The organism is Caecibacter sp. AF58-12pH5A, assembly GCF_027681725.1.
Taxonomy (GTDB): domain Bacteria; phylum Bacillota; class Negativicutes; order Veillonellales; family Megasphaeraceae; genus Megasphaera; species Megasphaera hominis.
This window is the reverse complement of record NZ_JAQDBC010000002.1, coordinates 75,385-87,193: the sequence shown is the minus strand read 5'-3', so window position 1 is coordinate 87,193 and position 11,809 is coordinate 75,385. Positions and strand designations below refer to the sequence as shown.

Annotated in this window: 12 protein-coding genes; 5 read left to right on the top strand and 7 right to left on the bottom strand. The window is 55.0% G+C overall.

From position 1 onward, the window contains the following. Nucleotides 1-18: 18 nt before the first annotated feature. From amrA to PGX44_RS01650, 3 genes are all read left to right on the top strand, one after another. Nucleotides 19-1,380 (top strand): AmmeMemoRadiSam system protein A, encoded by a 1,362-nt coding sequence (gene amrA, locus PGX44_RS01660; protein ID WP_498854002.1) that lies wholly within the window; start codon nucleotides 19-21, stop codon nucleotides 1,378-1,380. Nucleotides 1,381-1,392: 12 nt separating this feature from the next. Continuing rightward, the gene (gene amrS / locus PGX44_RS01655) at nucleotides 1,393-2,244 is read left to right on the top strand and encodes an AmmeMemoRadiSam system radical SAM enzyme (protein WP_498854001.1); all 852 of its coding nucleotides are present in this window, start codon (nucleotides 1,393-1,395) and stop codon (nucleotides 2,242-2,244) included. A 159-nt stretch (nucleotides 2,245-2,403) separates the two neighbouring features. Continuing rightward, nucleotides 2,404-2,574: a hypothetical protein gene (locus PGX44_RS01650; protein ID WP_498854000.1), complete on the top strand. Its 171-nt coding sequence runs from the start codon at nucleotides 2,404-2,406 to the stop codon at nucleotides 2,572-2,574. 379 nt (nucleotides 2,575-2,953) lie between these two features. Here the strand turns inward: PGX44_RS01650 and trpA are convergent, their stop codons facing one another. From trpA to PGX44_RS01615, 7 genes are read right to left on the bottom strand one after another with little or no spacing between them, the layout of a single operon-like run. Next, nucleotides 2,954-3,736, bottom strand: a complete 783-nt coding sequence (trpA, locus tag PGX44_RS01645; RefSeq protein ID WP_498853999.1) for a tryptophan synthase subunit alpha — start codon at nucleotides 3,734-3,736, stop codon at nucleotides 2,954-2,956. Then, nucleotides 3,729-4,913 carry a tryptophan synthase subunit beta gene (gene trpB / locus PGX44_RS01640; RefSeq protein ID WP_186502943.1) on the bottom strand — a complete coding sequence of 395 codons (1,185 nt, stop codon included), beginning with the start codon at nucleotides 4,911-4,913 and terminating at the stop codon, nucleotides 3,729-3,731. Before trpB ends, trpA begins: the two co-directional genes overlap by 8 nt. Then, nucleotides 4,910-5,515 (bottom strand): phosphoribosylanthranilate isomerase, encoded by a 606-nt coding sequence (locus PGX44_RS01635; protein WP_498853998.1) that lies wholly within the window; start codon nucleotides 5,513-5,515, stop codon nucleotides 4,910-4,912. The genes trpB and PGX44_RS01635 overlap by 4 nt, the downstream gene beginning before the upstream one ends. Further along, nucleotides 5,512-6,297: an indole-3-glycerol phosphate synthase TrpC gene (gene trpC / locus PGX44_RS01630; protein ID WP_498853997.1), complete on the bottom strand. Its 786-nt coding sequence runs from the start codon at nucleotides 6,295-6,297 to the stop codon at nucleotides 5,512-5,514. The genes PGX44_RS01635 and trpC overlap by 4 nt, the downstream gene beginning before the upstream one ends. 4 nt (nucleotides 6,298-6,301) lie before the next feature. Beyond that, complete coding sequence (gene trpD, locus PGX44_RS01625) at nucleotides 6,302-7,315, bottom strand: anthranilate phosphoribosyltransferase (protein WP_498853996.1); 1,014 nt, start codon at nucleotides 7,313-7,315, stop codon at nucleotides 6,302-6,304. Nucleotides 7,316-7,355: 40 nt separating this feature from the next. Further along, a complete protein-coding gene (locus tag PGX44_RS01620) occupies nucleotides 7,356-7,925 on the bottom strand; it encodes an anthranilate synthase component II (RefSeq protein ID WP_498853995.1) in 570 nt (189 codons plus the stop codon). Continuing rightward, nucleotides 7,922-9,391, bottom strand: coding sequence for an anthranilate synthase component I family protein (locus PGX44_RS01615; RefSeq protein WP_498853994.1), 1,470 nt, complete (start codon nucleotides 9,389-9,391; stop codon nucleotides 7,922-7,924). Before PGX44_RS01615 ends, PGX44_RS01620 begins: the two co-directional genes overlap by 4 nt. 528 nt (nucleotides 9,392-9,919) lie before the next feature. Here PGX44_RS01615 and PGX44_RS01610 point away from each other — a divergent pair. Together PGX44_RS01610 and PGX44_RS01605 are read left to right on the top strand one after the other, a co-directional pair. Next, on the top strand, nucleotides 9,920-10,447 hold the full coding sequence (locus PGX44_RS01610) for a cob(I)yrinic acid a,c-diamide adenosyltransferase (protein WP_498853993.1): 528 nt from the start codon (nucleotides 9,920-9,922) through the stop codon (nucleotides 10,445-10,447). 345 nt (nucleotides 10,448-10,792) lie between these two features. Beyond that, nucleotides 10,793-11,734, top strand: coding sequence for a LysR family transcriptional regulator (locus PGX44_RS01605; RefSeq protein ID WP_498853992.1), 942 nt, complete (start codon nucleotides 10,793-10,795; stop codon nucleotides 11,732-11,734). Nucleotides 11,735-11,809: the final 75 nt, after the last annotated feature.

Genomic DNA, 11,809 nt, shown 5'->3' with positions numbered 1-11,809 from the left:
TGGAGGAGGTACACCGTTATGGATACTACCTGTGTCGGCGCTGCCCTTTTGCCCCATCCGCCCATTATGCTGCCGGAAATCGGCGGCGCAGAGCTGCAAAAGATGCAAACCACCGTCGAATCCGTCACTGACGCAGCGGAGCTCTTGCTGGCGCGCAGTCCGGAAACACTGGTGATCGTTTCGCCGCATAATTATATTTTTTCCAACACTGCCGCCTTGTATACGGCACCGGTCCTGCACGGCGACTTAGGCCGCTTCGGCTATCCGGAGCTCAAGATGAGCATGAATACGGATATGGAGCTGGCCGAGGAAATCCTGCGGCAAGCTGAAGGAAAGGCCTCGCTCTGCCGTATCGATCCGGAATGGGGCGAAAAATACGGCCATCCCCTGCACCTCGACCAGGGCGCCTTCGTTCCCCTGTACTATCTGCGCCAGGCCGGCTTTACCGGCTCCATCGTCCTGCTCTCGCCGTGCTTTGATGACTATAGCACCATGTTTGCCTTAGGCTCCCTCGTCATTCAGGCTGCCGCCCGCACAGGCCGGCGCATTGGCATCATCGCCTCAGGCGACCTGTCGCACTGCCTGCTTCCGGAAGCGCCTAACGGCTACTCCCCGTCCGGTGCGATCTTCGACCAGACCGTCATGGAAGGCCTGCGCCGTCAGGATTTGAGCGGCATCCGCGCCATGCCTGCGAGCCTCATTGAAGAAGCGGCCATGTGCGGCCTGCCTTCTGTGTATTTTCTCTTCGGTGCCCTGCGCTGCATGCATCCGTCCATGCCGGTCTTTTCCTACGAAGGCCCCTTTGGCGTCGGCTACGGTGTCGTCCTCTACCTCAACGAAAGTGACGCCGATCACGTCGCCGACAGTGCCATCCCGGATATCCGTGTGCGCCTGGCCCGGCAGAGTATTTCCTATTACTTTACCCATCACGCCATCATGTCCGTACCGCGGGATATACCGGAAGAGCTGACCGACCGGGCCGGCGCCTTCGTATCCCTGCACAAGGACTCTGCCCTGCGTGGCTGCATCGGCACCTTCCTGCCCATGCAGATGAACATTGCCGGCGAAATCATTCACAACGCCGTCTCGGCGGCGACGCGGGATCCCCGCTTTTATCCGGTCCGCCCGGAAGAGCTGGACGATCTCTCCATTTCCGTCGACATCCTGGGCGAACCGGAGGCCGTTTCGTCGCCTGCCGACCTGGACCCGAAGAAATACGGTGTCATCGTCATGAGCCACGCCCGCACAGGCCTCCTGTTGCCCGACCTCGAAGGCGTCGACACAGTGGAACAGCAAATCGACATTGCCAAAGAAAAGGCGGGTATTCCGCCACAGGTACATCCTGACCTATACCGCTTTACCGTTACGCGGTATACCTGAGGAGGCCTGGCCATGGAAGCAATGTATTACCAAAAGGAAGATGCAGGCAGCGTCCGCTGCCTGCTCTGCCCGCATCACTGCCTGATTCCGCCTGGCCGCACGGGCAAATGTCATACGCGCCGCAACGCAGACGGCACACTGACGCTGCTCACGTATGGCCAGTGTGCCTCGGCAGCCTTAGATCCTATTGAAAAAAAGCCCTTACGCCATTTTCACCCGGGCACGCAGATTCTCTCCCTCGGATCTCCCGGCTGTAATCTAGCCTGCCCTTGGTGCCAGAACTGGCAAATTTCCCAGGCCATTCCCGTCTGTGAAACCATTACGCCCGAATCCGTATACCGCACGGCTGTGAGCCTCCGGGAGGCCGGCAATATAGGGGTTGCCTGGACCTACAACGAACCCTGCACGTGGTACGAATTCATCCGCCATACGGCGCCGCTCATCCAGTCTGCCGGCATGGTCAACGTCATGGTCACCAACGGCTACATAGAAAAAGAGCCCTTAGCGGAGCTCCTGCCTTTCATCGATGCCTGGAACATCGACCTCAAGGCCTGGAACGACGCGACGTACCGCCATTACTGCCAGGGCACGCTGGAACCGGTAAAGGAAACGATCCGCACGGCAGCGGCACACCAGCACGTAGAAGTGACGTGCCTCATCATTCCCGGCCTGAACGATGACCCTGGCGACATGGATAACCTGGCGGCCTGGCTCTCGTCACTGCGCCCGGATATTCCCTTGCATATTACACGCTATTTCCCGCGCTACCACATGACCGAAGCGCCTACACCGGTAGCCACACTGCAAACATTACAGGCCATTGCGGCAGCATATTTAAAACACGTCTACATTGGAAATGTGTAAAAAGCATCTTTATTATGCATTTATGTAATATTAATAAGTCTTTTTCCTTTACTATATTACTTTTTATCAAGTCTATACATTAAAATATTACGATTTTTCTATGACAAACGGAATATATTGTGGTATAATATAGACAAGAAATAGAAAGGGGTGAGTCCAATGGGTTCAGAGAATCAGGACGGCATGGCAGAGTTTGACAGCTGTGAAGAAATGATAGTAACCGTATCCGTATTAAGGAGAAACGGAACGAGACGGCACGTAGCCGGTGGAAAGAATGCTCACAGTGATTCGTTGGACTGTCATTTGCCGTTGAGCCGTACAGTGCTCTGACTTACCACTCCGACCTGGGGCAACGACGATAGAACTGTAACCAGCAATACCGCACGTGAGAATAACGAGAACCGATACTAACCGGCGGTGAAGGTCAAGGCAGAAAGCATGGATACGAAGAATCGTGTTTACACTGTACAGGTTTACAAAGTATCACCTAAACATCTTCGTTTACATATACAAGCTGATGTGGTTCATTTGTAAGCGTAACCGAATATGTATTTCTTGTTCGTATCGCACGTTAACGAGGTAAAAGATATCAGAACCAGAAAAGAAACAATTGAATCTAGTACGTAACCGGCAGGCATTTGTCTAGTGTCTGCCGGTTTTTCTTAAAAAAAGGAAGGCCCTTCTCCCCCACGGGAAGGACCTTCCTTTTTTATTTGCCGCCTCTCAGGGCGGCTTCTTTCATGGCCTTTACGTAGTCATAAATAGGTCCGGCCGCTTCTGTGCCGTACTTGGCAATAAGCTTGACGATGGCACTGCCGACGATGACACCGTCGGCGACAGCGGCGATTTTTTCAGCCTGTTCCGGCGTATTGATGCCAAAACCTACGGCAGCCGGTACGTCCGTCACGCTGCGGACTGTATCGATGATTTCCTTGAGATCCGTATTGATCGTATCGCGCGTGCCCGTAACACCCAGGGACGATACGACGTAAAGGAAGCCTTCGCCTACACGGGCAATATCCGCAATCCGGTCGCGGGACGTCGGCGCAATCATAGAGATAATATCGACACCGTGCCGTTTGGCAGCACCGGCACATTCGTCCCGTTCTTCCAAGGGCATGTCCGGAATGATAATGCCATCAAGACCGGCCTTTTCACAGCGGGCGAAGAAGGCTTCTGCCCCATAATGATAGACCGGATTCAAATAGGTCAGGAAGACCAGCGGGATTTGCGACGTCTGCCGCACCGCTTCAACGAGACGGAATACATCTTCTACCGTCGTGTGACCGGCCAGGGCCCGCAGGTCTGCTTCCTGAATGACAGGTCCTTCGGCAATGGGATCGGAAAAGGGAATGCCGATTTCCACCAAATCAGCACCGGCCTTTTCCATGGTCAGTATATATTCGCGGCTCTTTTCTAAGGTCGGATCACCGGCCGTCAAAAAGCCGATAAAGGCTTTACCGCCTGCAAAGGCATTTTTTATGTTACTCATGGATATCCCTCCCTCTGTATCTGGCAATGGCTGCTACGTCTTTATCGCCCCGTCCGGACAGGCAGACGATAATGCTGTCGTCCTTGCTGAGCTGCGGCGCTACCTGCATGGCCGTATAGACGGCGTGAGCGCTTTCAATGGCACAAATGATGCCTTCTGTACGGGCCAGGTATTCAAAGGCCGCTACAGCTTCATCATCCTTGACCGGTACGTATTCAGCCCTGCCAATGTCGTGCAGGTACGCGTGTTCCGGTCCGATGCCGGGGTAATCGAGGCCGGCAGAAATGGAATAGACCTGGTCGATCTGGCCGTCATCGTTTTGGCAAAAGATCGATTTCATACCGTGGAAGATGCCTACCTTGCCTTTGGCAATGGTCGCTGCATGTTCGAGCGTGTCGATGCCCCGGCCAGCTGCTTCACTGCCAATGAGGCGGACACCTGTATCGGGAATAAAGTGATAGAACATGCCAATGGCATTGGAACCACCGCCCACACAGGCCAAGACCGCTGCCGGCAGCTTGCCTTCCCGTTCGAGGATCTGCTTTCTCGCTTCTTCACTGATGACAGCCTGGAAATCACGGACCATAGTCGGGAAGGGATGCGGCCCCATAGCCGAACCGATGACGTAGTGCGTATCGCTCACGCGGCTGACCCATTCGCGCATGGCTTCGTTGACGGCATCCTTGAGAACGCGCGAGCCCGAAGTCACAGCGTGTACCTTCGCGCCCAGGAGTTCCATACGGTATACGTTGAGAGCCTGGCGGATCGTATCCTCTTCGCCCATGAATACCTCACATTCAAGGCCCAGGAAGGCTGCCGCCGTCGCCGTCGCTACGCCGTGCTGGCCGGCACCGGTTTCGGCGATAACCCGGGTCTTGCCCATCTTTTTGGCTAAGAGGCACTGGCCCAGGGCATTATTAATCTTGTGGGCACCTGTATGGTTCAGGTCTTCGCGCTTTAAATAGATCTTGGCGCCGCCCAGGTCTTCCGTCATCTTGCCGGCATAATAGAGCAGTGAAGGCCGGTTTGCGTAATTATCGAGCAAATCCTTCAGTTCTGCCTGAAAATCAGGATCCGCTTTATAGTGGTTATACGCCGCTTCCAGGCGGTGGATTTCGTTCATCAGTGTTTCCGGTATGTATTGGCCGCCAAAGGGGCCGAATCTTCCAGTTGTCATAGCATATCCTCCTCATGTATGTACTGCATAAATGCCCGTATTTTTTCATAATCCTTCACGCCGTTCGTTTCGATACCGCTGCTTACGTCGACAACAAAGGGCTCTAAGGCCAGGGCTGCCTTGATATTCTGGCAGTTCAGGCCGCCGGCCAGAAAGTACGGCCGTGTCAGCTGTTTTGCCAGGTGCCAGTCAAAGGTCTGGCCGCTGCCACCTGTCCCATGATCGAGCAGGATGTAATCGGCCCGGCTGGCCGCTGCCCGCTGTACGTCCGCAGCGGAAGCAATGGCCACGGCCTGGATGAGCGGCACCTGTACTTGCCTCTTAAGGGACGTTACATAGGCGTCATCTTCGCCACCATGAAGCTGTATAGCTTGAATAACGCCCGTTGCGACGAGGCGGCGAATGAGGCCTGGGTCTTCATTTTGAAAGACGCCGATAGCCGGAATGAGCGGATCCAAGAGGAGCCGCAGCCGCAACGCTTCTTCCGGACTGACGCGGCGTTTTTTGCCGGCAAAGACGAAGCCTACGTAATCCGGGCGGAACTCATTGGCCCAGGCCATATCGCAGGGCCGGCGCAGGCCGCACAGCTTAACCTTGGTCATGGCTGGTCACCTGCCAGTGTCGCCAGCATCTGCCCTTTATCGGCTGCCCGCATGAGCGTTTCGCCGATCAGGACGGCGTCGACGCCGTGGGCTTCCAGGCGGGCTACATGATCCCGCGTGCAGATGCCGCTTTCGGCGACGAAGAGCACCTCTGGCGGCACGAGTTCCCGCAGGCGGCAGCTCGTGTCTAATGACACTGTAAAGTCCTTCAGATTCCGGTTATTGACGCCAATGACCCGGGCGCCGCACTGGCGGGCCCGCCGTACTTCGTCAGCGTCGTGGGCTTCTACGAGAACGGAAAGGCCCAGGGAATCGGCCAACGTGAAGTACGCTGCCAGCTGTTCATCCGTCAGGATGGCACAGATGAGCAGGATGGCCGCGGCGCCACAGGCGCGGGCTTCATAAATCTGGTAGGGAGAGACGATAAAATCCTTCCGCAGGACCGGCACCGTAACGGCCCGGGAAATGTCCTTCAAATAGCGGACGTGGCCTTGAAAGTAATCGCGTTCGGTCAGGCAGGAAATGGCTGCCGCACCGGCCGCTTCATACTCCCTGGCAATGTCCACATACGGGAAATCTGTGACAATGACGCCCTTCGACGGCGATGCCTTTTTGACCTCGCAGATAAAGGACATAGACCGGCCAGCCAAGGCCCGTTCAAAGGGAAACTCCTCCGGTGCCGGCCGGGCCAGGGCTGCCGCTTTCATATCGGCCAGGGATACGTGCCGTTGATCCTCTGCCAGCCTGGCCGTCACAGACCGGGTAATCTCTGTCAGAATCATGGCCTCAGGCCCCCTGACTCAGGGCAACGTATTGGTCCAGGGAGGCCAGTGCCTTGCCGCTATCGATAAGGGCTGCCGCTAAGGCAACGCCATCAGCCAGCGTCGCCGTCCGGCCGGCAACGTACAAGCCGGCGCCGGCGTTCAGCAAGACGGCGTTACGCTTGGTACCACGGATCCGGCCGCTTAAAATGCCGCGCGTAATGGCTGCATTTTCCCTTGGCGTACCACCGACGAGTTCTTCCTTAGTGCCGCGCGTGAGGCCGAATTGTTCCGGCGTAATCGTATACGTCGTAAACGTATCGCCCTTAAATTCACAGACCAGCGTCGGCGCGGATGCCGAAATTTCATCAAAGCCGTCTGTACCATATACGGAGAGACCGCGCTGTACACCCAACCCGTGCAGGACGTGGGCCATAGGTTCGACCAGATCGGCAGCGTATACGCCTAACACCTGGTGATCGGCCCTGGCCGGATTGGTCAGCGGCCCTAAGAGGTTAAAGACCGTCGCCTGGCCCATTTCCTTGCGTACAGGGCCGACGTGCTTCATGGCCTTGTGATAGGTCTGGGCAAAGAGGAAACAAAAGCCGGCGTGGTTCATATGCCGCAAGCATTCTTCCGGTCCTGCACCCAGGTGTACGCCCAAGGCTTCCAGTACATCCGCAGCGCCGCTCCGTGACGACGCAGCCCGGTTGCCATGCTTGGCTACGCGGCAGCCGCCGGCAGCGCAGACGAAGCTGCTCGTCGTCGAAATATTAAAGGAATTAGAGTGATCGCCGCCGGTGCCAACGATTTCCAGGAGTCCCTGGCCGGCATCTAAGGGCGTCGCATGGTTGCGCATGGATGTGGCACAGGCCAGGATTTCCGTTATCGTCGCCTTCTTGCACTGAAGAGCCGTCAGGAAGGCCGCCGTTTGTACAGGCGTCGTCTTCCCATCCATCATTTCGTCTATAACCGTGCAGGTTTCTTCCTGCGTCAAATCCTGATGATTCATGAGTTTTGCCGTTGCTTCTCTAATCATGGTATAGCCTCCTCTGCTACTATTACACTACTATTTCTTCTTAACAGGTCATGTGCATGAAATTTTCGATCATTACCGGACCCTGTGGTGTCAGGATCGATTCGGGATGAAACTGCAGGCCGTATACAGGCGCCTGGCCGTAGCGGACAGCCATGACTTCGCCGTCCTGCGTCCGTGCCAGGACGTGCAGGCTTTCCGGAAAGTGTGCCGTATCGACGGCTAAGGAATGATAGCGCCCCACATCGGTTTCGCGGCCGAGCCCCCGGAAAAGGGGTTCCCCTTCGGCCAGCTGCACGACGGACTGCTTGCCATGCATCAATTCCCTGGCGTACGTAATGGTGCCGCCGGCGACCTCGCAAATGGCCTGATGGCCCAGGCAGACACCGAGAATCGGCACGCGGCCGGAAAAGTGACGGATCACGGCTTCGCAAATCCCTGCGTCTGCCGGCCGTCCCGGGCCCGGTGAAAGGACGATGCGGTCCGGCTGCAGCGCTTCCAGTTCCTCTAAGGTGACGGCATCGTTGCGGATGGTCTGTACGTCATCAAAGAGTCCCAAAAGCTGGTACAAATTGTATGTAAAACTGTCGTAATTATCGATGAGTATGGTCATGCGTCTATCCCTCCTTCAGCCTGCCTGATGGCCAGGATAACGGCCTTAGCCTTGTTAATACATTCCTGGTATTCCTGCTCCGGTATACTGTCGGCTACGATGCCGGCGCCGGAGCACACATAGAGGCGGTCTTTTTTCTTATACGCCAGGCGGATGCCGATGCAGCAATCCATATTGCCCGTAAAATCGATGTAGCCAATGGCGCCGCCGTAAATGCCCCGCTTATGGCCTTCCAGCTCGTCGATGATCTGGCAGGCCCGGATTTTCGGTGCGCCTGAGAGCGTCCCTGCCGGCAAGACGGAAAGAATGGCGTCGACGGCACTTTTATCTTCCCGTATCTGGCCGCGTACGGTAGAGCCGAGGTGCATAATATGAGAAAAACGCAGGACGTTCAAATATTCTTCCACGTGGACCGAGCCGATGCGGCTAATGCGGCCCAAGTCGTTACGGCCCAGATCGACGAGCATATTGTGCTCAGCCAGCTCCTTCGTATTGTGGAGCAAATCCGCTTCCAGGGCCTGGTCCTCAGCCCGCGTCTTGCCCCGGGGCCGCGAGCCTGCCAGGGGAAAGGTAAATAAGCTGCCGTCTTCCAGGCGGGTCAGCGTTTCCGGTGACGCACCGGCCATTTCGATATCATCGCCGGAGAAATAAAACATGTACGGCGACGGATTTAAGGTCCTAAGGACGCGGTACGTATCGAGCAGGCTGCCTGTGGCCTTGACGGACATGCGGTTTGACAGGACAACCTGGAAAATATCGCCTTCGACAATGTGTGTCTTCCCTTTTTCTACCATGCGGCAGTAGTCGTTTTTGGAAAAGAGAGCCTCAAAGTCACCGTCCAGCTGTAACGGCTCCGGCCGGGCCGGCTGCCCTTCGTGGAGCAGGGCTTCCATGCGGTCCAGCTCTGCCAGGGCCTGGTCATAGGCTATGTCTGCCTGATCGGGCCGTACGTTGACGATGAGGAAAAGCTTTTGCTTCAGGTGATCGAAGACGATGACCTTGTGAAAAAGCATGAGGTCGAAATCGTTAAAGCCGGCATCGTCTTCCGCCCTGAGCTGCAAAGACGGCTCGGCATATTGGATGAAGTCGTACGCAAAGTACCCGACCAGGCCGCCGACGAAGGGCGGCAGCCCTTTCAGGCGGGGCGCCCGGTTGGCCTCTACGACCTGGCGGATCAGATCCTGCGGCGTATCCGTCCGGATCGTTTCTTCCCGTTCGCCCGTAAAGCGGACGACGCCGTTCTTGCAGCTCAGGCCCAGAGCCGGATCGTACCCGATGAAGGTGTAACGGCCCCAGCGGTCTGTATCTTCCATGCTTTCCAGCAAATAGCAGTGCTTCGTCAGCGTCCGTACGAGCCGCAGGACTTCCAAGGGCGTACGCAGATCGGCATATAAGGTGCGGCACAGCGGTACGAGCGTATACGTGCCGGCGTATTGTTTTATTTCATGTAAGGAAAGATTTTCCATAGCTGCCTCCTATTAGGACAACAAAAAAACCGCCCATGACAATAGAGTTTGTCAAGGACGGTTATCTTAGCTACAGCTATACCGATACCGCGGTGCCACCTTGTTTCAGGATTTGACTCCTGCGCTCGACGGAATACCAACATATTCCCGGCAACTGACGTATGCCCCTACGTCGCAGAATACTCAGCCGAAGCTTTTCACTGCGCCCTCAGCGGTCCATTTAACGAGCTGTTTGCGGCCGGCTCTCAGCGCCCCGGCTCTCTGTACGCACATGTCATCGTTTTTATCTCCGCCTCAAAGGTTTGTGGACGATTTGTAATTGTTGAGTGCATGATACACCAGGTTGGCAGGCTTTGTCAAGGCATGATTTTTCCGGTAAAACGTAAAACGGGCACAACATTTCCTTTTTTTACTTGTTTTTTACAGGTTTAGTTATCAATAAATGTGTGACTGGTCCCTCTTTTTCCCTCCGTGCACGACGGCTTCAGGCATGCTATACTAGAGGCAAAAGACAAAGGAGGTTCTCCTATGGATACTGGACTCATTCATATTTACTGTGGTGACGGCAAGGGCAAAACGACGGCAGCCCTGGGCCTGGCCATCCGCTGCGCCGGCCACGGCGGCCGCGTACTCTTCGCCCAATTCCTGAAAGAACGGAAGACAGGCGAGCTCGTTTCGTTATCGCGCATCCCGACCATCGCCGTGCTGCGCGGCAAGGGCTGTGAAAAATTCACCTTCCAAATGACCCCGGATGAACTGGCTGCTGCCAAGGCCATGCAGGGCCGTCTCTTTCAGGAAATACAGGACCGCGTCCGCCGCGATGCGCCAGACCTGCTCGTCCTCGACGAAATACTCGGTACCTGTTCCCTCGGCCTTTTGGATGAAAAGGAAGTCCTCCGGTTTCTCCAAAACAAGCCCAAAAAGCTGGAAGTCGTCATGACCGGCCGCAATCCCTCGCAGGCCCTCTTGGACCAGGCCGATTACGTATCAGAAATCTGTAAGCGCAAGCACCCCTTCGACAAGGGAATTGCCGCCCGCGTAGGCATTGAAGAATAGCATAGAGACCTCTGCAGGCAGCCCTAAACGCCACGTTAGGGCCGTACCAACACGCGTGCCGGCCCTTTGCTCCGGCCGGGACAAGGGATGAAAAAACCTCCTCTCACAGGGAGGTTTTTTTGTGTCTCCAGTCTTGTATACATGCATTCTATAGATATAATAAGTTGGCACATCTTTCTTTATATAACAAATCATGCGGGTAAATTTACTTTTGTTATTTATACTCTTTATTTTTTATTATTTCTCTGTTAAAATAGAAGCAACATAAGTCAAACACTTATCGATATAAAGTATAACTAATACATCCGCATAGTCTGTATATATATATAAGAAAGGGATTTTATTATGACGTTACAACAGCTTCGTTACATTGTCGAATTATCGAAGCACACCTCGATTTCTGCTACGGCACAGGCCCTGTTTATTTCCCAGCCGAGCCTGAGTACCGCCATCCGGGAAGTAGAAAAGGAATTTCACATCACCCTCCTCGAACGGAACCGCCACGGCATTTCCTTTACGCCGGACGGCCTGGAATTTCTCAACCACGCTACCCACATTATCGAAGATGCCGCTTCGCTTCGCGACCATTTTCATTTGGATGATGCCGAGCAGGATGCCAACAAGGTACGCCTTTCCATTTCTTCACAGCACTACATGTTTGCCGTCGACGCCCTGACGTCGTACTTAGCAGAAATGGTACCGGGCTCGACGTATGACGTAACCCTCCGGGAAGAACGGACGTCCCAGGTATTGAAGGACGTCATGATGCGCCGCAGTGAAATCGGCCTTATTTTCATCTCCAATATGACCCGCAAGTTTATGACCCGGACGCTGCGCCGCAACGGCCTGTCCTTTACGGAGCTCTTTTCCTATCCTCCGGCAGTCTTTTTGAAGGCAGATCATCCCTTGGCCAAATATAAGACCTTATCTTTGGAACAATTAAACCCATACCCGTATGTCCAGTATACCCAAGGCGAGGATACGTACCAGTTTTCCGAAGAAATCGTCATGCCCGACATTAAACCGCAGCGCATGATCCACGTAACCGACCGGTCGACCTTATTCAGCATCATCAAGGAAACAGACGCCTATACCGTCGGTACAGGCATTCTCTTCCATTCCCTGAACGACCAGTTTACTGCCATTCCTTTAAAAAATCCCTTGGACATTATGTGTGTCGGCTGGATCAAGTCGGATAACGCCTCCCTTTCGCCGGAAGCGCGCAATTATATCGAACAAGTGCAAAAGACCTTGACAGCACATCGCCTCAATGCAGGCCATGTGTGATCCCTCTTTCATGCAAAAAGGCCCGCCGGGACAGAGCGTCCTGACGGGCCTGCTTTTTGTCCGGCCTAAAAAAAA

Coding starts and splice junctions, on each gene's coding strand:
- trpA (WP_498853999.1), bottom strand. CDS start 3,736: ATGAGTAACATAAAAAATGCCTTTGCAGGCGGTAAAGCCTTTATCGGC.
- PGX44_RS01615 (WP_498853994.1), bottom strand. CDS start 9,391: ATGGAAAATCTTTCCTTACATGAAATAAAACAATACGCCGGCACGTAT.
- trpC (WP_498853997.1), bottom strand. CDS start 6,297: ATGATTCTGACAGAGATTACCCGGTCTGTGACGGCCAGGCTGGCAGAG.
- PGX44_RS01610 (WP_498853993.1), top strand. CDS start 9,920: ATGGATACTGGACTCATTCATATTTACTGTGGTGACGGCAAGGGCAAA.
- trpD (WP_498853996.1), bottom strand. CDS start 7,315: ATGATTAGAGAAGCAACGGCAAAACTCATGAATCATCAGGATTTGACG.
- amrS (WP_498854001.1), top strand. CDS start 1,393: ATGGAAGCAATGTATTACCAAAAGGAAGATGCAGGCAGCGTCCGCTGC.
- PGX44_RS01620 (WP_498853995.1), bottom strand. CDS start 7,925: ATGACCATACTCATCGATAATTACGACAGTTTTACATACAATTTGTAC.
- PGX44_RS01635 (WP_498853998.1), bottom strand. CDS start 5,515: ATGACCAAGGTTAAGCTGTGCGGCCTGCGCCGGCCCTGCGATATGGCC.
- PGX44_RS01650 (WP_498854000.1), top strand. CDS start 2,404: ATGGGTTCAGAGAATCAGGACGGCATGGCAGAGTTTGACAGCTGTGAA.
- amrA (WP_498854002.1), top strand. CDS start 19: ATGGATACTACCTGTGTCGGCGCTGCCCTTTTGCCCCATCCGCCCATT.
- trpB (WP_186502943.1), bottom strand. CDS start 4,913: ATGACAACTGGAAGATTCGGCCCCTTTGGCGGCCAATACATACCGGAA.
- PGX44_RS01605 (WP_498853992.1), top strand. CDS start 10,793: ATGACGTTACAACAGCTTCGTTACATTGTCGAATTATCGAAGCACACC.